The sequence below is a fragment of the Brucella pseudogrignonensis genome, from assembly GCF_031454375.1.
Lineage (GTDB): Bacteria > Pseudomonadota > Alphaproteobacteria > Rhizobiales > Rhizobiaceae > Brucella > Brucella pseudogrignonensis_A.
Map to the genome: position 1 here is coordinate 1 of NZ_JAVDQT010000015.1, position 21,200 is coordinate 21,200.

Below are 21,200 nucleotides of genomic sequence, written 5' to 3' on the forward strand. Positions count from 1 at the left end.
GGCCCTTGGCTTGTGACGAAGGACGAAGTTGCTGACCCGCAGAACCTTGGCATGTGGCTCAAGGTCAACGGCGAAACCATGCAGGACGGCTCGACCAAGACTATGGTCTATGGCGTGCGTCATCTGGTTTCATACCTGTCGCAGTTCATGTCGTTGCAGCCGGGCGATATCATTTCCACCGGTACGCCTCCGGGCGTTGGCATGGGCATGAAGCCACCGCGCTATCTCAAGGCTGGCGATGTTGTCGAGCTTGGCATCGAAGGTCTAGGCACGCAGAAGCAGAACGTGCGCGCCGATATTTAGAGCTTAAAATAACCATCTGAGCCGTTTTAACGGCTCAACTGAACCAATTAAAAAGCTTAAGTGCTGCATACTGATTGCCAGTCAAGATTTTTGGCTGAGTTTCCTAAAATATCTCGCGGGTGATGATCCAAGCGCCTTTTTAAACATTGTAATGAACGCCGATACTGACTCGTATCCGAGTTCGTGAGATACCTGCTGCACGGTAGAGCCAGAAGAGAGGCTTCGAATGGCAACGATTATCTGAAACTGTTGCCGCCAGCGCCCAAAGGTGAGGCCCGTTTCTTGCTGAACAAGCCGAGCAAGAGAATTTTCACTCATCGCCATGCGGCCTGCCCAATTCGTAATTGTACTGCGGTCAGCAGGATTAGCTGTCAATGCCATTGCAATGCGGTTAAGGCGGGGTTCATCTGTCATTGGCAGATGTAAATCTTCGATCAGCATTTTTTGCAATCCAGCCAGAAGCAGGTCTGTCACCAATTCGCGGTCAGATCTTGCGACCTCGGAATGATCAGCCATTTCAATGATGAGTTCTCTCACTAGCGGCGTCAAAGAAAGCGTGCAGCAGCGATCAGGGAGTTCAGCCGTCCCAGGCTCAATAAATAGAAAAAACAAGCGAGCATTGGCGGTTGCTACATTGCTGTGAACCATACCAGCTGGAACCCAGACCCCACAGTGAGGTGGTACCATCCACATTCCGTGCGGAACTCGACATGTAACCCCTCCTCTCAAAGCCATCACAAGCTGTCCATTACGATGATGATGCTCGGGTGCTTCAAGCTCATTCTGCGAGACATCGATCCTTACAGCCGCTGCTCTTACGGTCGATGTATCAAGGTCAAAATTGTCCCCAGCGGCCGTTAGAGACAAAGTATTTTGGTGGGATTTCGTCATCATTTGAGACAATATCTAAATTCATTCTTCCATTTTGTCGATAGTGTCGAGCTCAAAGCATCACTTTAAAAATGGCAATGGTAAGCCGAAAATATCATCGGCACGCAACCCTTCCTTGCCTGACCATTGTTTAAGAAGGCAATTCAACGCCATGTCGCATGCAAAATGTTCTCTCTACTTTCGCAATAAAATCCGACACATAGTCGGCGAACCATTTACCGGATGGACTGCGTGTAAAACGAGTGACAGTTGCGCCTCAGAGCACCAGGCTGCGGACGCATATTTACATGCATGTACCATCGCACCATTTTTCTTTTATGTTTCTCCAGATATTTATGGAGCGATTTTAAGAAAAGAAACCTCTCCGTGGGTCAAGCAATGAGCGCGCTGAATATCTTCAGCACTGCCAATGTGATCTTTTCAATAAAGACCTTTCTGGCAGCAATGCTTGCTTATTTCATAGCAATCAGGTTCGACGTTGCCAGACCGTTCTGGGCCGTCGCGACGGTGTATATTATCGCCCATCCGCTGTCTGGCGCTGTATCCTCAAAAGCAGCGTACCGACTGGCAGGTACAGTCATAGGCGCTGCCGCTACACTGATCATGGTACCAAACCTTGTCAACGAACCAATATTACTATCCGGGGCGATCATCTTATGGGTATCTGCGTGTACCTTCATCAGTCTACTGGACAGAACGCCTCGTGGATATGTTCCGATGCTTGCTGGATATACGGTACTTCTTGCAGGACTTCCTTTGGTCTCAGTGCCTGAGAATACGTTCGACACCATAGTATCTCGTGTCGAAGAAATAGGAATAGCGATTATATGCTCATCTCTGATCAGCCATATCATTTTTCCTGCCCACGTTGGAACGGTGCTTATCAGCAGAATTGATAGCTGGCTGGCAAAAGCACAGAATCTGTTGAGAGAGACGGTGAATGAAGCAGTGAAAGTGCATGACCATAAAATGGCACGACATCAACTCGCGACGGAGGCAATGGATATTCGATTGCTCACCGTCCATCTGGAGTTTGATGGCTCCCGATATCGACATCTCATCGAACAGATGAAGTTTTTACAACACAGAATGGTCGCGTTGATACCTTTGCTTGGTGAACTCGAAGATTTACACCGGGCGATTTCCACACTGGGCACGAACCGAGCCAAACAAGCTCTACAATCAATCTCAGAGTGGGCCCATCCTTCGAAAAGGGAACCTAAAAATGACGTAACCCTGATAAATCTGAATGGTTTGAGAGACGCTCGCTGCTCTTATGAACAACTCGTTCTTATTAATGCATCTCGAAACCTCGTAAATATTACAGACTTGTCGAACGAATGCAGCCAACAGCGCACATCTATTAACGAAGAAAACACTATTAAGACAAAGCGCCGAAACAACACTCATCAAGTTAAGTATCCAGCGCTACACCGTGATATCGGCATGGCGACCTTGTCCGCTTTTGCTGTTGCTATCTGCCTTGCATCGTCAACCTTTTTATGGATTGCGAGTGGCTGGCCAGATGGAATGACATTCGCTCAAATATCCGGTGTTCTTTGTTGTCTATTGGCGGCGATGGATGATCCCGTTCCTGCTATGCGCAAATTTGTATATGTCTCTATTGGCTCTATGCTCGCCGCATTTATTTACGGGTTCGCAATCCTGCCAATGATTGATGGCTTTATCCCGCTTGTGGCGGTACTGGCATTGTTTCTATTACCGGCGAGTGTATGCCTTGCGGTTCCATCACTCGCAATCTTAGGTATGGGACTGTGCATTAATTTCCCACTCCTTCTCACAATTCAAGCAAAGCAACAAAGTGACTTTCTAGCGTTCACGAATACTGGAATCTCGACAATGCTTGCAATGGTCTGGACGATCTTGGTTTGCAGTATATTTCGTTCTGTGAAGGCAGAAACCAACGCAAGGCGGTTATTGTCCGTCATAAAAAAGCACTTCAGAAGGATAGCATCTGGCGAACACAAAGATGCTAATTTGACGCATCACCACGTGATTGATGTCGCAAGCCTTTTTACATCAAGAGCAGCCAAACTACCACCTTCGTCCTATGCGGCCGATACCGACCTCATTCGCAGCCTGCGTCTGGCTCTCACGTTAATAGCCCTACAAGAGCTCTGCGGGTATTTACCGACAGATATGCTTAAGAAAACAGATGCGGTTCTTAAGATGATGAGGTCTTTCAAAGATGGCGCAGCTTTACATCATAGTGAGTGCCGGGAAAAGATTTTAGCCGTTTTGGATGAACTCATCCATCATGGACTAAGTAAGATCAGGATTGCTGAAGAAGACGAGCTTTTAGTGCAAGCAGTTGCCCTACGTATTTCTCTCGCGCCCAACGCAGAGCCTCCCGTTTCTAAGTTATCGACATTTGGGAGGGCTGAAATTTGAACGCGGAATTAGATGTTTACGGTGTCTTTATCCCTTCAATCGCTGCGCTCGGCTTAGTGGCGTTTTGCACATTCCGCATCGTCCTATCAATATTAAGCCGCTCTGGCTTCTACCAACTAGTCTGGCATCCCTCTCTCTTCAACTTCGCACTTTATATCACAATCCTCGGCGGTCTATCCACCATACTCCACTGGTATTAATATGAAATGGATCACTATGAAGTTTGGACAGATCCTATTGACGCTGGCCATGGTTGGAAGTGCAATTGTGATTGGTCAGCAGCTATGGTTTTTCTATATGGAAACTCCATGGACGCGTGATGCTCGCATTCGTGCAGATGTCATTCGCCTCGCCCCAGACGTTTCTGGTTCCGTAGAAGAAGTTTTTGTAACGGACAATGAGCAAATCACCGAAGGCATGCCGCTCTTTCGTATCGAGCCAACTCGCTTTCAGATTGCATTACGTGAAGCAGCATCTGCCGTTAAAAGCACGAGTGCTGCAGCAAACCTCGCAGGCGATGATTTCAAGCGATATCAGATGCTTATATCCAAAGAGGCGGCAAGCCTCAAACAGTCCCAACAGGCCGAAAGTGCAATGCATCAAGCGCAAGCCAGATATCAATCAGCATTAGCAGCATATGCCAGAGCACAACTGGATCTGGAACGTACGACAGTGATTGCTCCTGCATCAGGAAAACTCACCAACTTCACCCTACGTCGCGGAAACTATGTCACCGCAGGAAGTCCAATCGGTGTACTCGTTGAAAAGGAAGCCATTTACGTGGTTGGCTATTTTGAGGAGACTAAACTGCGGCGGCTTCATATCAATGATCGGGTTAAGATCGACATTATGGGCGAACCGTTCTCAATTACCGGCCATGTTGCTAGTATCGCTGCGGGCATTGAAGACCATGAGCGTAGCGACACTGCTGGCTCGCTCGCCAGCGTAGCCCCTACATTCTCATGGGTCCGTTTGGCGCAAAGAATTCCCGTCAGGATAGAAATTGATAATAACCCAGAGAACATAAGGCTTATTGCAGGCCGAACGGCCACTGTATCGGTTGAAGAATTCGACAAATGAGTATTCATCGCACGATGAATAACCCGCCACAATTCAATCACTCACCTCGAAAGGCTGCCGATGTTACAAAGTTTTGTTAAAGGGCCTGTTCACTTAACCTTGTGCGCCGGGCGCAATTCCGCATATTCATATGCTTGGCATCGCGAAAACTGGAACTCTTGGCTAAATAGGGACAAAAGATTTTGGGCAGTGCTTCGATTTCTTGATCCCATCTCGCTGGAAGAATTGGACATTGGCTGTAGCGATCGTGAAAAATGGGTTTGCGAAAATAAGCATCAGTTACGAGATCTTTTACTGGGATTGATAATCATCACACCGCCTCATCTCGCATATGTATTTTCCTCACAATATTCTGCTTTTTATGGCGTTAAAGTTAATCATTACTCATCCGCCAACGATGCAATCACTTACATGAAACAGCTTAATTTGCAGATAAATGGTAAGCCATTTAATTTGGAAAGCATACCTGAATTGTTTTGTGACCTATGATTGCTGTCGGTTAATACGGGTAAAGTATGACTTCGTCACTTCTCTGAAAACTAATTGTTGCTAAGATTACTTTAATGAAACAATGTCGCGGGATCACATCGCTTTACGAGCTCATTTAACTCGATCAAAACTCAATGCTTTTCGCGAAGCCGCGGCAAAAGGATCAAGGTAATCAAACCAAAAGCGCTTGCCGAAGCAAAACAAAATGCGTAACCAAAGACCTCACCAGCAGTCGCTGCCAGTTGCCAGCCAATTAAGCTCACAATCGCGTCTGCACTTTGAAACAGCGTAAAATCTACCCCTGCCTGATCAAGAGACGCGCGACCCATAAGTTCTGAATAAAGCGCCACAAAACCAAGAGCAAACATTGTGGCTGAAATAAGCAGAGTGAACATCAATAGTGGTAATGAACCTATATGCCAATAAGCAATCATTGCCAACGAGAACATTGCTAAGGCCTGAGCAGGCAGAGTCCAGAACATTACCGGATAGGCACCGAAGCGTCGCACCAAATATCCTCCTCCAACTGCCCCCACAAGGCCAAGGACTGTGATGCCTATCCCATTAAGGGTTCCAAGCGTCGTGAGACTCATACCTGTATCGATCAGGAATGGGCCTATCATAGTCATTGCCCATTTTTGACCAAACACATAAACTGCTACCAGTATAAGACCCGATCGAATTTCAGCTCTTTTAAATGCATTTTTGAGCGATGGGGATGGTCGGTCACTGCGCGGTGCGAGCGCCCCGTCAGGCGTGAGCAAGAATGGAAGAGCCAGCAAGACTAACAATCCCGCCATAGCAAGACTTGAGGTTCGCCAGCTCCAATGATCAAGCATAATTAAGAAGATACCGCCACCAAGAGCAGCGCCTAGGTATGCACCGCCTATCTGGGCTGCATTTCCCCAGCCACGGTTTTCTTCTGAAAAGCTTTCTACGGCGTGTCCATCGCACGCAATATCGATTGTTGCAGAGGCGGATGAGGCAATCATCATGGCAACCGCCAATGCGCCTATTGTTGTTGGACCCGTTAATGCAAGAGCGACTACGGCTCCAACAGAAAAAATTCCAACTATGCAAACCGTCAGTCTGGAACGTCGATGACCGCCATGCGGCGCGCGAAAACGTTCAACCGCAGGGGCCCAAAGAAACTTCAGCGACCATGGCAAAACTGCAAGCAAAGTAAACGCTATCTCGTTGAGAGATGCACCTGACTGGCGCATGACCGCCGGGAGGCCCGCAAAAATCATTGATCCAATGATGCTTTGGGCAACATAAAGCCCACCCAACCCAATAATGAGACGCTGCACTGACACCTTGGGCAGGCTATTGTTCCACTCAATGTTCATCGCGAACCTCAATTCCGGCTTTGCCGCGACGCCAATAAGTTGTCACCAAGTATTCACTCTTATGCGCTTTCCAATTATCGCGAAGATGAGCCCGAATAACACGACATGACGATAATTCACATGAAACCCATACATAACAGGCTTCGTTAAGGGCCGGTTTTGGCAAGGCCATAACGGCGTCTTGCAGAAGTGTCGTCGTTCCGGCAGCCGCAGTTTCTCTAAACAACCATCGAACTTCAATACGAGCCGGATGACTTATTTGCTGAACTTCCTCCGCATTCTGTACTTCAATGCAAACCATACCGCGCGCATCTGCGGGAAGCTCACTTAATAAGCGTGAAATCGCCGGGATTGCAGTTTCATCGCCAAATATAAAATAGCTATCTGTAATGCCTGGCTTTCCACCACTTGGGCCCAGTATACCAACTTTTTTGCCTTTGCATGCTTGCGATGCCCATAATGACGCAGGACCAGCATGCGTATGGAGAACAAAATCAATCGCCACGCGACTATTCAGTACGTCGACATTGCTTATGGTGTAAACTCTGCTGATAAGCGTGTTTTCACCCGATGGCCATTTAAGGCGCCCGTCAGCGGTTTGTGTCGGCCACACGGGATTCGTATCAGATGGCGCTAGCAAAAGCCTAACGTGGTAACCTGCCTCACCTAAGAATGCCGATATTCTCTCGCATGAAAAGGTTACGCGGCGCATAAGTGGAGTTATAGCGAAGACATCTGTCACTATTAGTTCCTGAAAATGATCAGGAGCTTGTTCCAGTTCAGCTTCGTCCGACCACACAATCGAAGCCGTGTCCCCTGCAAACTCGAAAACATGCTCAGCGATAAACATCTTCACCAATGATAACACTTCGGGCGTGAAAGATCTCACTTCCAAAAGCAGCTCTTCTAAATGCCGAATGATTTCCACGCTACCGAACGGACTAACAATCGTTGCGCCATTGGCAGTATAGTTCACCGTTGCATGTTCTTTCATGTGCTCAAGCAATGCTGGCAGAATCGTGGCCAGATTATCGGCCTTCACAATTGCCTCAGAACAGAATGTCGTCATTAAATTTAAGCCTTCTGAACTCTCAGACAATGCTAAGTGGACAGGCACAAGGCCCATCCACAATGCCGCGTTCATAAGATGGGATCAAAATCTGAACTTCAGAGATCCAATTATGCTACGCCCTTCTTCTCGGTAACAATTCAGATTGGTGCACGTAACTGCGCGATTATCCAAAATGTTTTTGGCGGATACCTGTGCACTTAACCCCTCAAGTTTTGGTTTCAATTTACCAAAGTCGTAAGACAAACTCGCATCAACGAGGGTTCGCGATGGATTTCTCATAGTATTCGCGTCGTTTGCATAGCTTGAATTTAAAAAGCGAATACCTGCCCCTGCACCGACACCGTCTAGTGGCCCCGAAAGTACATTATACTGGCTCCAAATAGAGAACTGCTGATCCGGGATACCGGCAGGGAAATTCCCAGCAAACTCACCCTCGTGATATTTCATTCTGAGATAGGTGTAGGCAGCGTTGATACTCAGAGAATCTGTGATGCTGGACGTAGCCTGAATTTCAAAGCCTCTTGAGCTGACTTCACCTGTTTGGTCCTGGAAGATTGAGCTATTACCTCGTCTGATGAGCATATTAGATTGCTTGATATCAAACACCGCCGCACTAACAGACATATTGAGCTCTTCGGGGGTATATCTTATACCAAGCTCCATCTGTTTGCCCTCAGTGGGCTTCAGAGTATTTCCTTCTGCGGATACACCGATTGTCGGCGCAAAGGATGTAGAGTAGCTAGCATAGGGAGAAATACCGTTTTCAAAGAGGTAGGACAGCCCTACGCGACCTGTTAGCTTACTGTCATTTTGGCGTCGACTGGTCTCCGTGCTTTCAAGCATATCTATGGTTTTCGTATCTAACCAATCGTACCTTCCGCCAACAGTAAAAGACCATTGATTATAATCGATCTGATCCTGAACATATAAGCCAGTCTGGCGCTGCTTTGTCCTTTGGTCAAAAAGATCAAGAGCTGTTGGTGGCTCAAGTGGCATGTCGCCAAATGCAAGAGGGTCACCAATCTGTTCAAACATCAATGATCCGCGGCCATAGCGCCAACGATAATCAACATAACTATAATCGAGACCCGTGATGAGCTTATGGTCCAGCCCACCTGTCGCAAAATTCCAAATCAACTGATTATCGACGACGACGCCCCGCGCTTCGTCACGAAGGCGCTCAGGTGCACGGATTATTGTATCACCCAAGATAAGCGCGATACCAACGTACCTCATATCGGTATTGATGTTTTGGTATCTCAAGTTTTGCTTAAAGGCTAAGTTATCATTGATTTCGTGTTCGAACTCATAGCCGATCCTGTACTGGCGACCATCATAGTCCTTATACCGGCGATCACCTTGTTCGTAGTCCGTGATTATCCCCGGTGGCCGTGTATACCAACCAGCAGCACCGCCGCTTGTGAAGTCGGTATATTCACCAAGTACCGTGAGCTGTGTTTTTCTATCATCCGAACGGAATGTAAAAGCTGGCGCTATTGATATTTTGTCATCTCTCGCAGCAATAAACTGAGTATCAGCAGAGCGCCAAACTCCAGTCAAACGATACAAAAAATTATCGTTTCCACCCACGGGCCCTGACGTATCAACATTTAATTGCGCGCGATGGTGGCTTCCGAACTGCGTTTCGATTTCATGAAACGGCTCTTCTGTGGGGCGTTTTGAGATAACATTAACAATTCCGCCTGGCGCACCTGATCCGTAAACGCCCGAACTTGGACCCTTGAGGAAAGTCACCCCTTGCAGAGTATATGGTTCATGGCGGAAAACCGAGAACGGCCCCCCTAGGCTTCTAAGCCCATCTCGATAGAAGCCGGTATCTGTAACATTGAAACCACGCATAAATATCGTATCAAAACGTGGATCGAATCCAAACTGCCCCACTCGCACGCCTGCTGTATATCGAGCTGCTTCAACGAGTGACTGCACATTTCGATCTTCAAGTTCTTTCCGAGATACAGTGCCGACAGACTGAGGAACCCGACGAATATCCGTATCAGTTTTAGTGGCTATTGAGGTTTCTTTCGCGACATAACCCTCAGATTGAAGCCCCCCACCCAATCCTTCTCCTTTGGAAGTGTTTTTACCCTGAACTACAACTGGATCAAGCTTGATCGCATCCTGAGCCTCAGCTCGAGCGATAATCATAACGGGGCTAATCAAATAACATGTTACGATGCATGTTGCTAATCTGCGATGTGCTGACTTGTCGGAAACCATTTCGAACGCGATCCTGTGTTCCAAAACTCTTAGGCGGCATCACTATATAATATGACAATCGTTATCAAGATAAATTATTGCGTGCAGCGCAATTTTTCTGATTGCGCAATTTAATCGCAATAATCGTTTGAGCATATCAGGCTGAAAGCACAACCAGATAATCACTGCGTTGGAGTAAATACGACAAAGCCAGCCGGAGATGCGCTGCGATCAACAACTAATAAAATATGCAGATCATTGCCAAGGCGCCCATACCACATCCTAAGATGTGGTAGATGAAACCGTGGAGAAAATGTTCTAACTGACAGTGGATCTGAAACTACGGACGCGCCACTTTCACAAGATCCAGCACGTCCTGTAGCGTCTCCCTGAACCCGGTTTCTGCCTCTGAAGTCAGCCAATGTTGAATTGCCACATGAACAGTAGCTATCATAGCTGCGGCAGCCAGACGCGGATAAATATCACGCATTTCATCGATATTCTCTCTCTGCGCGATGGCTCTGGCTGCCATAAGTTCAATTTGTCCATCAATGCGGCGCCGCTCCACTATGAGGTCAGGATCATTATACATTAAGACAAGTTGCGACAGCCAATCTTTACGTGGTACTTCGGGAAATTCCGAAATAATCGCTGAGCGAAAAACTTCATCTGTATTTAATTCCGGCGCTGCATGAGCGATAGAGTGGCTAATACGCACACCTAGTTGGAAAGCGACATCCAAAATCGCAGCTTCTTTCGAGGAAAAATAATTATTAAAGGTTCGAGGCGATACGTTAGCCATGGCTGCAATATCTTCAACGCGAACTTTCGCAACGCCGCGTTCAACCGCGAGACTAATCGCGGCTCGTATTAGGTTTTCTCGTGTTTCGTGCTTTTTACGCTCGCGCAACGAAATTCGGTTCACCAACAACTGCCTCTTAATTAAAGATTGAAATCAGAAACACTCTTACAAGATATGTGTGTGATATATCTACATTATTTTGACGTAAATTTTAGACCGAACCAAATCGTTGCCCTAAGCGAGTAACAACTCTTTTCATTTCCAGTCAAGCACATCACTCGCGCAACAGCAAAAACAACGTCTTGGCCAACTTATAAGCCAACCTGGTGCGTCCATTGGCAGCGGCGGCACTATTTCGCCTGAGGCTTTCGAGTTTTGCTGATTTTTAGCCACGTTTCCATCTCGGATTAACCCACACAATTACGGAATCAGACAAAGGTTTCGGTAGAATAAAAGTGCTGGGTCTGGTCAGCATCAAACACACAACCGGGTCCAATTCCGGCTGAATTTCACAAACAAGCGTTAGAAAGGTTCGCTAATCCAATCTTCCAATGCATTCTGCACACTAATCACAAATGCGGCTCCGCTCTGTCCAATTTGATAAATAAGCAGATAAGCATTAAACGGATGAATACGAACAGGTGGAGAGATTTCAACCCATTCGCGTGCCATTTAAGGATTTTTGGCAATCAGATCCAACGTGTTAACCAAGTCTGAATGATATCTTCCTCCGCCTGAAGCGAGAGATTTAATTCCATCAGTTGCGTTTCAGAGATTGTTCGGTGTTAGCAATTGCCATGGCAAAGAGATCATCCCGCGAACGAGTTCCTTTTCCACTTTGTAGACCCTCATCGACAAATTGCTGTATTGTTGCGATCTTATCGCCACACATCTGATCCTTACGGATCAAGTCGCGCACATAATCACTCGCGTTCGAATAGCGTCCTGTTTTGGCCTGAGCCTCAACCCATTCTTTCATAGGGTGGGGGAGCGATACATTCATCGTTGCCATCAAACTCTCCTGTCTGTGCAAGCCATATTCACAGATTGGAAAAGTTTGTCAATTTAACATCAGCCCCCCTCGCGTTGTGCGCAAACCTATCGATGCTGATCACCAGTCAATAGCATTTGAGCGGTCTGTCGTCTTTAATGATGCATTTGATATTGATGAGCCTTTAACACCTCATTTTCAAGCACAACTCTCCGGTCAAGTGCGCTTCAACTTATCGTTTATCGACCAATTCCTGAACGCCATTGTCTTTCATGCCTCAGGACAACGTCGTTTGAACCGGCTTAGCCATGCTGGAGAGAACTCGAGATTACTTACTTGCAGCTTTGAAAGCACCAACGTACTCTCAAGGAAAAACTATGGCTGATTGGGCTTGATCGAGCCAGCTAAGCAAAAGTCACGCCAGAGCTCTTACCAAATGAACGTCGCGCTATTCAACTATGCTGAAAACATAGTTGGATTTCTATAGGTACTGGTGGGACACGGCTGCTGAAGATAATGGATTGCTCATATTATCTTTTGCAATTTGCGGCACCCCATTTGAAGACGGGCGCCGCAAAAAACTTGCAGTAAATTAGTGAGCGATCAGCTCTTCAACGATCTGCTTCGAGTTCAAAGCCGATGGATAATATGTCGGCCAATTGACAACTTCATCGAGCAGGGCAGTGCGGTCATTGCCCCAGAAAAGGTGATAGTGGTGTGCCTTCGCAGGATAAATCCCATGATCGCTAAATTGGATAAATTGCGGAGCTTCTGCATCGCCATCTGTCTTTTTAAAGATGAAGCGAACGCCACGATTACCCTTCTTATAGGTCAGAACTTCGTAACCGTCGTAGGTATAATGACCTGCGGCTGGCTTGCCATCCTCGTAAAAGGAGACCTTATCGCCTTCAATGGTGATGCGTTCTACATTCGTTTTATAGCCAGCGTCATATTCTGTCCGAATCTGTTCAGCCGTTCTATCGCTGCCTTCTGCTTTATGTTTCCAGACAGGATCGAGGCTTCCGTCCTGAAGATATGGATAAACTGACTGCCAGTCGCCTTCGTAGTCGGAAAGAGGGCGATCCTTGATCTGGCTATCTTCAAAGATACCCTTATTAATCTGAGGATCTCCATGGCTATGAGCATGGCCATGCTCATGAACTTTACCACTGCCGCCAGCAACCGCAATATTGTACGGCTTGCCTTCGACCTTGATTGTACCAAGCTCTTTCAGATCAGTTTTGGAAATGCGGCGAACGACACCCGCATTAGGGTCACTCATAACGACTTCATCGCCAGCCATAGCAATGCGTGGGCGTGCATCATTCCAATGACCATCCATTGAATAAGGTTCTGTTACCTTAGCACTCTTGCCAAGTTTGCCTTCCAGAACATCAATCTGATGCAGCGTGCCATCTTCTGTCAGCACATATCCGAAACGGGCATTTGCCGGATCAAGTGCAAAATCAATGCGGCGGAATGGAAGTTCGATGTAGCGGAAGTTCGGTTCATCAACCGGATCCACAACAACGAGACCCTTAGGCCCATAGTTTCCGAGGAATACCTGCATACTTTTTGCACCAAGCAGCGTGCCAGTTGTTTGACCGCCCGGCAAGTCTGCTGGATAGGTCAGCATTTTTGTCTGTGGTCCATCCTGGCCGGCAGTTACTGTCAAAATGCCTTCTTTACAGCCAGCCGCCAGATAAACGCCGGAAAAAGCTTCTCCGTGAATACCGGTGCATGTCGCAACGTCTCCAATCGGAGTGCCGTCAGCTTTTACGGCTTGAAGACCGACACGTGTTGGAGCTTTGTCGCCCTCAACAGGTTCTTCTGACGCTACTGTCGTGACCCAATTTTTTCCGACCGGTGCAGCGAAGCCATGATGCGCTCTGGCCTGCTTTAACTGGCTACCTTTCAGCTCACCTTGAGAAAGCTCATAAGCATTCAGAATTTCTGCGTAACCGCCCTTATCGAAGTTGACGACAATTTTCCCATCATGATCGATCACATGAAATGGCCGCGGTCCCTTAAGAGGTGTTTCGACGGCTTTTGGTTCACTGATATCAATGTCGGAATGATCGCCATGTGAATGTAGCGAAATACCGCTGTTGATAAAGTGAACTGTGTCGTTGTCTGACTCTACGGCAGCAATCGATGCACCATCGTTGACGCTGTAGAGTTTATTTTGACCAGTTGTTTCAAATTCCCAACGGTTCTCTGGTTTGCTGAGATCAAAGGCTGTTACCTTTCCGTCTGTGTGATCGCCGACGAAAACACGGTATAGCGTCACATCTTCATCATCGTGAGCTAAAGCTCCAGATCCTATAAGACTAACAGAGATAGCAAGGGCTGATGCGCCCAAAACCCATCGTTTCATATCGAACGCTCCTTTATGATATTACATAACATTAACAGGCAAATTTTTTGCCGATATGATGAGGTTTCAGCCTTCATTAATGGCTGAAACGATTGTTTTGACGTTGCTCTTCATCATGTCGATATAGGTCGGCGCAGGACCATCTTTTGTCGACAAAGCATCCGAATACAAAACTCCACCCATCTGAAGGCCAGCTTCAGACGCTATCTGCTCTACCAGACGTGCATCTGAGATATTTTCAGCGAAGACGGCAGCAGCACGCTTAGCCTTAATTTCCCTGATGAGAGACGCGACATCTGCCGCCGATGCCTCAGATTCAGTTGATACGCCCTGAGGAGAAAAGAATGAAATGCCATAATCTCGCTCGAAATAGCGAAATGCATTGTGCGCCACGACTGCAACTCGGCGATCTTGCGGGATCGTTTGAATTGCCGCCTTAATATCCGTATCAAGCGAAGTCAGCTCTTTCAGATAATCATCAGCATTGTTTTTATATGTAGCGCATCCGTCGGCATCCGCGGCACAAAAGGCCTTTTCAATATTTTGCACGTAGATTTTAGCATTTGATACCGACTGCCAGGCATGTGGGTCATTCGGTGTCGCGTGAAATATCGCCTTGCCATCGATAAAGTGGTAATGCCCACCTTTGGGATCGTTCAAAATGGCAGTACCATCCGTTACAACTGTAACCGGGGCATCTGACTGACTGGCCTCAATCAGACGCTCCATGAAGCCTTCCAAAAGCAAACCGTTGACCAGAATAACATCAGCCTTCGCCAACGCTAATGCGTCAGAAGGCCGGGGTTCATAAACGTGTGCGTCGCTGTCAGCACCGACAAGCGTTCGCAGATTAATACGATCTCCGCCAACCTTTTCAGCAAAATCACCGATGATGGAGAAACTGGCCACGACATCCAGCTTCTCCTGCTGTGCAAATGCAGACTGATCGAATGTACTAAACGACATTGCGAGAATCCCGCCAAAAAGTGCCGTTAATCTATTCATGGTATTTCCTGTGGATTTAGAGATTACGCGCGTCGATAGTTGCGCAAATACAGTCGTGAAAAAAGCAAGCCGCGTGGGCTGACAACGACTGAGACGAAGTAGAATACTCCTGCTGCCAAAATTATGGATGGACCTGAAGGTAGTGCTAAATGATATGACATCAGAAGGCCGCTCACCGAAGACGCAAGTCCTATACATGTTGCAAACATGCACATAGTGAATACGCGCTGCGTCCAGAAGCGGGCTGCTGCTGCAGGCAGGATCATCAGACCAACGGAAAGAAGAGTTCCCAGAGCCTGAAATCCCGCAACCAGATTGATCACGACAAGCCCCAGAAAGATAAAGTGTACGGGCATTCCCAGACGCGACACTGACCGCAGAAAAAGTGGATCCATACATTCTGCAACAAGAGCGCGCCAGAAAACCCATAACAGGATGGTGGTTATTATTGAGACCAATGCAATCAGCAGCAGAGCGTCATTATTCAAGGCGAGCACCGTCCCAAAAAGTACGTGCATGAGATCCACGCTCGACCCCCGCAATGAAACCAACAGCACTCCAAGAGACAAGGAAATCAGATAGAATGCAGCCATAGAGGCGTCTTCTTTCTGAATAGTAAGTCGCGCAACTGCACCTGCACCCAGAGCCACAAACATGCCGGCGATTAAGCCACCAATCGTCATTGGTATGATCTTTAGCCCGTACAATAGAAAACCAGCGGCAGCACCTGGGAGGATCGCATGAGACATGGCATCACCCGTCAGGCTCATACGCCTTAGCGTCAGAAAAACCCCAACCGGACACGCACTAATTGATAACATCATAGCGCCCAACAAGGCTCTCTGCATGAAAGCGAACTCGACAAAAGGTTCAATAATCACAGTTATATATATCATTGAACTGTATTCATTTTTCCAGCTGAGTGACTTGCATATGCACGTTGGCTTTGTGCAGCAGTGCCTGTTTCAAGCATAGAAAGACTATATTCTCGCGCTTGACGGAGGTTTTTTAAGCTCAAGGTTTTTTTGGCCTCACCCCAAGCGACAGGATGGTTAGCGAGCAGCAGTACTTCTGGAAAATGATCTCGTACTAATTGGAGATCGTGAATGACTACCATAATCGTTCGACCTTCTCGATGCCATCCTTTGATCAGAGCAAGCAGATCGCAAATTGTCTGTTCGTCCACAGCGTTGAATGGTTCATCCAGTAGAATTAGATCTGCGTTTTGAATAATCACTCGAGCAAAAAGTGCACGCTGTAGCTGTCCCCCCGAAAGAGCGTCAATTGAAACATTCTCAAAGCCATCCAACCCAACGGAGGAGAGCGCGGTGCGCACGACTTTGCGATCTTCACTGGTATATCGACCCAGAAGTCCTCGGCGAGGCCAGAGCCCAAGCGTTAAAAGGTCCAGCACGCGAGCAGGGAATGTGTTATCTAATTCAGAACGTTGAGGCAGATAAGCGACCCGCACTGATGCATCCACAATGCATGAACCCGAAATTGGTGTTAATAATCCACTGACACCCTTCATCAACGTTGATTTTCCGGATCCATTCCCCCCAACGACTGCGATCAAGCTTCCCTTATCAACAGTACCATTTAGATTTTGAACCGCTGCATTGTTGTTATAACCAAGCGTCAGGTCGTCAAATATTAAGCAGGCGTTTGACATAAAAAATGATAACCTCAGCATACGAAGCGAAATGTAACGTTATTACGTTTATGCACTCCTTTACGTCAAGGCAACCCGTTTTTTTTGTCTCTAATTATTTGCTCACTTGGTGCCCAGATGGAATCGTGAATGCTACACAGCCCACATCGGAATGACGTTTTCATCAATGTTGCTAAAGATTATCGGCTGTCAGATTTGGATGGGCCACACTTCTTTCGCTCATCGTGAGTGTGAGGGGAACTGAGCTTATCTGGTTAGTAGTCGGTCACCCGATATAATTTGAGCCTGTTCAATCGCCAGCTGATGCCTCTCGAAGCAAAATAAATGTTTATCATCATTTCCGTTGGCCGGTTTGACGCAATAGCTCAGGAAATCAGGTGATTACCATTGCCTTCAGCTGTTCCATTTCAACACCGTTTCCATATCTTTTATCATTCAGCTGACCTGTTTAAATTTCGTGGCTTGCTTGTGTTACGTAATACCATTACGTAACAGTTCGAAATTTTTAATCGGGGCTTTCATATGCAGACGTCATCCAGAAGCAAATCGGGTTTTCGCCGATTAATCAGAATAGCTGGTCCATCATCATTGATGTCAACGTTGTCTTTCACATTAGGGATGACCATCGTTGGATTTGCCGAAGATAGCAGTTCCCAACCTGAAATCACACTCGACACAATCACGGTGCTTAGCGGTGACAATAACTCTTACTCAGCAAGCAGTTCGAGCGTCGCAAGCCGATTGCCGATGGCAGTTAAAGAAATTCCGCTCTCCGTGAGCACTATCACCCGCCAGCATCTGGATGACGAACTGATCTACGACGACATGGAAGCCATCTCTCGGATGAGTGGTATGTACGTAGAGGGTGCGCCTTACGCTTCCGGTATCAGTTCACGCGGCTTTGCAACACTTAGCAATGTTGACGGCCTCCGGATGCAAAGTGAGGACAGCAATTTTGCCCCTGTCTTAGATGCGTTCTTATTGGACAGCATTGAGATCATGCGGGGCCCAGCAGGTCTGCTGGAGGGGGCGGGTCAACCAGGCGGAGTTGTCAATCGTCAGCTCAAACGCCCAAATAGTTCTTTCTCGACAAGCGGGTCGATTGCTTATGGAAGCAATCAATTCAAGCGAACAGAGCTCGAGATGGGCGGGCCATTGAATAAAGATGGATCTGTTCGCGCGAGAATTGCGGGTGCTTTTACTGACAGAGGTTTCTTCTACGATGTCGCGGATCAGCAGCGCTTAGCCTTGCTTGGCACGATCGAGGCCGACTTAACAGATAGCACAACGCTGCGATTGTCAGCTGTACATCAAAAAGATAAGCGCACGCCGTTTTGGGGCGTTCCATCTCACGAAGATGGTTATCTACTCGATATTGACCGCTCCACGTTCCTTGGATCGACTTATGGTCGGTTTGATACCGACTATACCATGTATTCCGGAGACCTGACCCATCAGTTTGATAATGGCTGGACCGGGAAAATCATTGCGAACTATTTCGATCAAAAGATTGATGAGTTTGATCTCATGACGGTTGGACCTGCATACACAACGGACGGTAAGACCTATGTCGATCTGGGTTTAAACGTGAATCAGGATCGCGAACGAGGGTATAACATCGACACCTCGCTCAGCGGCGACTTCAACCTGCAGGACAAGGAGCACAAGTTCGTTGTAGGTGCGAGTATCATTCATTCGAATTTGAAGGTGGATGAGCGCTGGGGCTATGATGGCTTCCCGGTAGAAATATCAAATCCTAAGCATGACCTGCCGTTACCCGATCAAGCAGATGGAGGCATCAGACAAGACAGAGATTACAGACAGTTCGGTATCTATGGACAGCTCAATTATAAGATAACATCTCAATTGGCTGCCATTGCAGGTGGACGCATCAACTGGGCGCAAATGTCATCTGATATCACCGGAACAGTTGTCCAGGATTACAGGGAGAACGCATTTTTCACCCCCCTTCTCGGCCTCGTCTATGACGTCAACCCGTCTACATCGCTATACGCAAGCTACTCCGATATTTACGAACCTCAGTTTCAGCGTGATAAAGACAGACAAGCACTGCCTCCGTTAACGGGGACACAATATGAAGCTGGCGTAAAAACTGAGCTATTTGATAGCGGATTGAACGCTTCCGCCGCCGTATTTCACATCACAAGAAAAAACCAGGCTCATATTGTTGGACGATGGGCTGAGCAAATTTATGAAGCGGATGGTGAAACACAAAGCAAAGGTGTCGAGCTGGAAGTATCGGGTAAATTGAACCACGCCTGGAAGCTATTTACCGGTTACACCTTTATGCTCAATGAAGTCACTGATTCAAAAGATGCGAACCGAATTGGAAAAGTGGCAAGTAATTCGCCGCGCCATAAATTCAATATATGGCTCAATCATCAGTTCCAGAATGAGCGTCTTAAAGATCTGCAGATTGGCAGCGGGTTAACGGCTGTCAGTCGTTTTCAAGATTACGACAACGGTCTGAAAGCCGAGGGTTATGTAACACTGGATGCAGCTCTTCACTATAAAATTAATCCGAACTTAGATCTTGCGATAAAAGCCTCAAACATTCTCGATAAAAAATATTACGAGCGCCTGGGTAACTCTGGGATGTATCATTACTACGGAGCGCCGAGGAATATCACGCTACAACTAAAGGCGCGCTTATAAAATCTCTGCACGCATTCAGAGCAAGTACGCGCATTCTGCGAGAAAAATAACTCTCTTTGATTTCAGACAACGTTATCCGAAAAGAAACCTGCTATGAATTTCGCTATCGCAAAGCTGAATACAGATTTCAGCTTTGCGATAAGTCTCCCAAATGCTAGGGAGGGGTAGTTCTTTCATCGGATGTCTGACGTTGCGCAGCTATAAACGAACACATAACGAACAATGGACGACCCTTCTCGTCGCCTTTTTCGTTGTTGTTCAAGCCTTCTTGGGCTCCTACGTCACTGCCGCACAAGCAGCGCCTGATAATCTCGATTATTATGGAAATGTAATCTGCTTTGGCGGCGGCCATGCGCCAGATGACACCTCAGATAGCCAAAAACATATTCCAGATTGCTGTAATCTTGGTTGTGGGATGTTTGCGGCATCGCTTGAAGCCCGTATTCTGGCCAGCGGTGCATCCCCTCGCATTCAATCAAGCCCTCTTCGCTATTTTGTTGATTTAAATGTTTTTTCCCCGGGACCAATTTTATTTGGTATTTCCTTACCGCGAGCGCCACCATTGTCGGGCCAGGTTTAAACCCCGGCGCTTTCGTTCAAAATGCGGCACTCTCCTTCTGCAAAAGGTTCGATAGCCGGGGCACTCTGTTGTCCCCGTTCCAAAGCGTGATTTCTTTCTGAACGACGTTTCCTGGAATGATAGTCCTCTGGCGCGCGCTAAACGTGCAGCCTTTCCGTATATTGAAAGCTCGTAATGAGACATTCACTCCTTAAATTCGCCGCAGGTGTTGCAGCGTTTCTTGCAGTCACGTCGATGCCAGTGCTGGCCGATATTCAAACGACAGATGTCAAAGGCCGAACGGTCACGATTCCTAAAGTGCCAGAACGTGTGGTGCTGGGCTTCTACTACGAAGACTACCTGGCAATAGCCGGCAGTCGTGCATTGGACAAAGTTGTGGGACTCTCGCTCTCAACCTGGAAAGATTGGCGGCCCAATCAGTTTAAGGCCTACGAAGCTGCTCTCCCAAAACTTTCGACAATAGCTGACATCGGCAACACAGAAGACGGCACATTTTCAATCGAAAAGGTCATTGCAGCAAAACCCGATCTGCTCATTCTGGCGGCGTGGAGTTACGATACGCTCGGTGACGGTATAAAGCAGATAGAAGCTGCTGGAATTCCGATCGTAACACTCGATTACAACAGTCAGACAGTTGAAAAGCACGTTGCGTCTACCTTGGCGCTTGGCAAACTGATGGGCACCGAAGATCGCGCCGGGCAACTGGCCGATACATATAAGAATGCTATGGATGACATTCATTCCCGCATCGAAAAACAGCCGAAATCCAATAAAAAAGTCTACGTCGAACTGGCACAAAACGGCCCCGACACCGTAGGAAACTCCTATGGTGATACGATGTGGGGCGCACTCGTAACGGAACTCGGCGGAACGAACATCGCAAAAGGTCAGATTGGCAACTGGGGACCGTTAAGCCCTGAATATGTCATTGCACAACAACCTGATCTGATTTTTTTGGCGGGCTCTGAGTGGTTAAACAAGCCGCAGACGGTGACTGTCGGCTTTGGTGCTAAAGAGGACGTTCTTCATGAACGCATAGGCGCTTACTTGAAGCGTGCCGGCTGGGCTGATTTACCTGCTGTGGCAAACCTGAATGTCCATGCGATTTATCATGGCGGCGCACGTACGCTGTCTGATTTCGTTTACGCGCAGTATATCGCAAAGCAACTGTATCCTGAGGCGTTTAAAGATGTCGATCCAGCGCAAAATCTGCGCGACTATTATGATAAATGGTTGCCGGTTAAAGCGGACGGCGTGTTTGTAAGCGGCTATCAGGACTAAATG

The 21,200-nt window shown here is 47.4% G+C and carries 18 protein-coding genes; 8 read left to right on the plus strand and 10 right to left on the minus strand.

Features of this window, described 5'->3' with window-relative positions:
• A partial coding sequence (locus J2782_RS22110; RefSeq protein ID WP_310011013.1) for a fumarylacetoacetate hydrolase family protein occupies nt 1-303 on the plus strand: 303 nt, incomplete at its 5' end.
• Nucleotides 304-384: 81 nt separating this feature from the next.
• Here J2782_RS22110 and J2782_RS22115 read toward each other — a convergent pair.
• Nucleotides 385-1,197, minus strand: a complete 813-nt coding sequence (locus J2782_RS22115) for an AraC family transcriptional regulator (protein ID WP_310016228.1) — start codon at nt 1,195-1,197, stop codon at nt 385-387.
• Nucleotides 1,198-1,485: 288 nt separating this feature from the next.
• Between J2782_RS22115 and J2782_RS22120 the strand changes: the two genes are divergently transcribed.
• From J2782_RS22120 to J2782_RS22135, 4 genes are read left to right on the plus strand one after another with little or no spacing between them, the layout of a single operon-like run.
• Entirely contained in the window at nt 1,486-3,606 is a 2,121-nt protein-coding gene (locus J2782_RS22120; protein ID WP_310016230.1) for an FUSC family protein, read from the plus strand.
• Nucleotides 3,603-3,806, plus strand: coding sequence for a DUF1656 domain-containing protein (locus tag J2782_RS22125; RefSeq protein WP_310016232.1), 204 nt, complete (start codon nt 3,603-3,605; stop codon nt 3,804-3,806). Before J2782_RS22120 ends, J2782_RS22125 begins: the two co-directional genes overlap by 4 nt.
• 1 nt (nt 3,807) lies before the next feature.
• Nucleotides 3,808-4,686: an efflux RND transporter periplasmic adaptor subunit gene (locus tag J2782_RS22130; RefSeq protein ID WP_310016233.1), complete on the plus strand. Its 879-nt coding sequence runs from the start codon at nt 3,808-3,810 to the stop codon at nt 4,684-4,686.
• 60 nt (nt 4,687-4,746) lie between these two features.
• Nucleotides 4,747-5,175 carry a hypothetical protein gene (locus tag J2782_RS22135; protein WP_310016234.1) on the plus strand — a complete coding sequence of 143 codons (429 nt, stop codon included), beginning with the start codon at nt 4,747-4,749 and terminating at the stop codon, nt 5,173-5,175.
• Between the two features lie 131 nt (nt 5,176-5,306).
• Here the strand turns inward: J2782_RS22135 and J2782_RS22140 are convergent, their stop codons facing one another.
• From J2782_RS22140 to aztA, 9 genes are all read right to left on the minus strand, one after another.
• Nucleotides 5,307-6,524, minus strand: a complete 1,218-nt coding sequence (locus J2782_RS22140; RefSeq protein WP_310016235.1) for an MFS transporter — start codon at nt 6,522-6,524, stop codon at nt 5,307-5,309.
• On the minus strand, nt 6,514-7,668 hold the full coding sequence (locus J2782_RS22145) for a DUF2218 domain-containing protein (protein WP_310016236.1): 1,155 nt from the start codon (nt 7,666-7,668) through the stop codon (nt 6,514-6,516). Before J2782_RS22145 ends, J2782_RS22140 begins: the two co-directional genes overlap by 11 nt.
• A 9-nt stretch (nt 7,669-7,677) precedes the next feature.
• Nucleotides 7,678-9,834, minus strand: coding sequence for a TonB-dependent siderophore receptor (locus J2782_RS22150; RefSeq protein ID WP_310016237.1), 2,157 nt, complete (start codon nt 9,832-9,834; stop codon nt 7,678-7,680).
• A gap of 319 nt (nt 9,835-10,153) precedes the next feature.
• Nucleotides 10,154-10,738, minus strand: a complete 585-nt coding sequence (locus J2782_RS22155; RefSeq protein ID WP_310016239.1) for a TetR/AcrR family transcriptional regulator — start codon at nt 10,736-10,738, stop codon at nt 10,154-10,156.
• Nucleotides 10,739-11,372: 634 nt separating this feature from the next.
• Entirely contained in the window at nt 11,373-11,627 is a 255-nt protein-coding gene (locus J2782_RS22160) for a type II toxin-antitoxin system ParD family antitoxin (protein WP_310016241.1), read from the minus strand.
• 571 nt (nt 11,628-12,198) lie between these two features.
• Nucleotides 12,199-12,888 (minus strand): ZinT family metal-binding protein, encoded by a 690-nt coding sequence (locus J2782_RS22165; protein WP_404989702.1) that lies wholly within the window; start codon nt 12,886-12,888, stop codon nt 12,199-12,201.
• Between the two features lie 1,161 nt (nt 12,889-14,049).
• Complete coding sequence (aztC, locus tag J2782_RS22170) at nt 14,050-14,988, minus strand: zinc ABC transporter substrate-binding protein AztC (protein WP_310016243.1); 939 nt, start codon at nt 14,986-14,988, stop codon at nt 14,050-14,052.
• A gap of 23 nt (nt 14,989-15,011) precedes the next feature.
• Nucleotides 15,012-15,884 (minus strand): zinc ABC transporter permease AztB, encoded by an 873-nt coding sequence (gene aztB, locus J2782_RS22175; protein ID WP_310016245.1) that lies wholly within the window; start codon nt 15,882-15,884, stop codon nt 15,012-15,014.
• Nucleotides 15,881-16,660 (minus strand): zinc ABC transporter ATP-binding protein AztA, encoded by a 780-nt coding sequence (gene aztA, locus J2782_RS22180; RefSeq protein ID WP_310016247.1) that lies wholly within the window; start codon nt 16,658-16,660, stop codon nt 15,881-15,883. Before aztA ends, aztB begins: the two co-directional genes overlap by 4 nt.
• Nucleotides 16,661-17,182: 522 nt before the next feature.
• Here aztA and J2782_RS22185 point away from each other — a divergent pair.
• The 3 genes from J2782_RS22185 to J2782_RS22195 all read left to right on the plus strand — a co-directional run bounded on the left by J2782_RS22185 (nt 17,183) and on the right by J2782_RS22195 (nt 21,197).
• Nucleotides 17,183-19,336 carry a TonB-dependent siderophore receptor gene (locus tag J2782_RS22185; RefSeq protein WP_310016249.1) on the plus strand — a complete coding sequence of 718 codons (2,154 nt, stop codon included), beginning with the start codon at nt 17,183-17,185 and terminating at the stop codon, nt 19,334-19,336.
• Between the two features lie 190 nt (nt 19,337-19,526).
• Nucleotides 19,527-19,916: a DUF2946 family protein gene (locus tag J2782_RS22190; protein WP_310016251.1), complete on the plus strand. Its 390-nt coding sequence runs from the start codon at nt 19,527-19,529 to the stop codon at nt 19,914-19,916.
• Nucleotides 19,917-20,090: 174 nt separating this feature from the next.
• Nucleotides 20,091-21,197, plus strand: a complete 1,107-nt coding sequence (locus J2782_RS22195; RefSeq protein WP_310016253.1) for an ABC transporter substrate-binding protein — start codon at nt 20,091-20,093, stop codon at nt 21,195-21,197.
• Nucleotides 21,198-21,200: the final 3 nt, after the last annotated feature.

Bases quoted from the DNA above. Each gene is read 5' to 3' on its own strand.
- J2782_RS22115 (WP_310016228.1), bottom strand. From the start codon at position 1,197: ATGATGACGAAATCCCACCAAAATACTTTGTCTCTAACGGCCGCTGGG.
- J2782_RS22120 (WP_310016230.1), top strand. From the start codon at position 1,486: ATGTACCATCGCACCATTTTTCTTTTATGTTTCTCCAGATATTTATGG.
- J2782_RS22130 (WP_310016233.1), top strand. From the start codon at position 3,808: ATGAAATGGATCACTATGAAGTTTGGACAGATCCTATTGACGCTGGCC.
- J2782_RS22135 (WP_310016234.1), top strand. From the start codon at position 4,747: ATGTTACAAAGTTTTGTTAAAGGGCCTGTTCACTTAACCTTGTGCGCC.
- J2782_RS22140 (WP_310016235.1), bottom strand. From the start codon at position 6,524: ATGAACATTGAGTGGAACAATAGCCTGCCCAAGGTGTCAGTGCAGCGT.
- J2782_RS22145 (WP_310016236.1), bottom strand. From the start codon at position 7,668: ATGAACGCGGCATTGTGGATGGGCCTTGTGCCTGTCCACTTAGCATTG.
- J2782_RS22150 (WP_310016237.1), bottom strand. From the start codon at position 9,834: ATGGTTTCCGACAAGTCAGCACATCGCAGATTAGCAACATGCATCGTA.
- J2782_RS22160 (WP_310016241.1), bottom strand. From the start codon at position 11,627: ATGGCAACGATGAATGTATCGCTCCCCCACCCTATGAAAGAATGGGTT.
- J2782_RS22165 (WP_404989702.1), bottom strand. From the start codon at position 12,888: ATGAGTGACCCTAATGCGGGTGTCGTTCGCCGCATTTCCAAAACTGAT.
- aztC (WP_310016243.1), bottom strand. From the start codon at position 14,988: ATGAATAGATTAACGGCACTTTTTGGCGGGATTCTCGCAATGTCGTTT.
- aztB (WP_310016245.1), bottom strand. From the start codon at position 15,884: ATGATATATATAACTGTGATTATTGAACCTTTTGTCGAGTTCGCTTTC.
- aztA (WP_310016247.1), bottom strand. From the start codon at position 16,660: ATGTCAAACGCCTGCTTAATATTTGACGACCTGACGCTTGGTTATAAC.
- J2782_RS22185 (WP_310016249.1), top strand. From the start codon at position 17,183: ATGCAGACGTCATCCAGAAGCAAATCGGGTTTTCGCCGATTAATCAGA.
- J2782_RS22195 (WP_310016253.1), top strand. From the start codon at position 20,091: ATGAGACATTCACTCCTTAAATTCGCCGCAGGTGTTGCAGCGTTTCTT.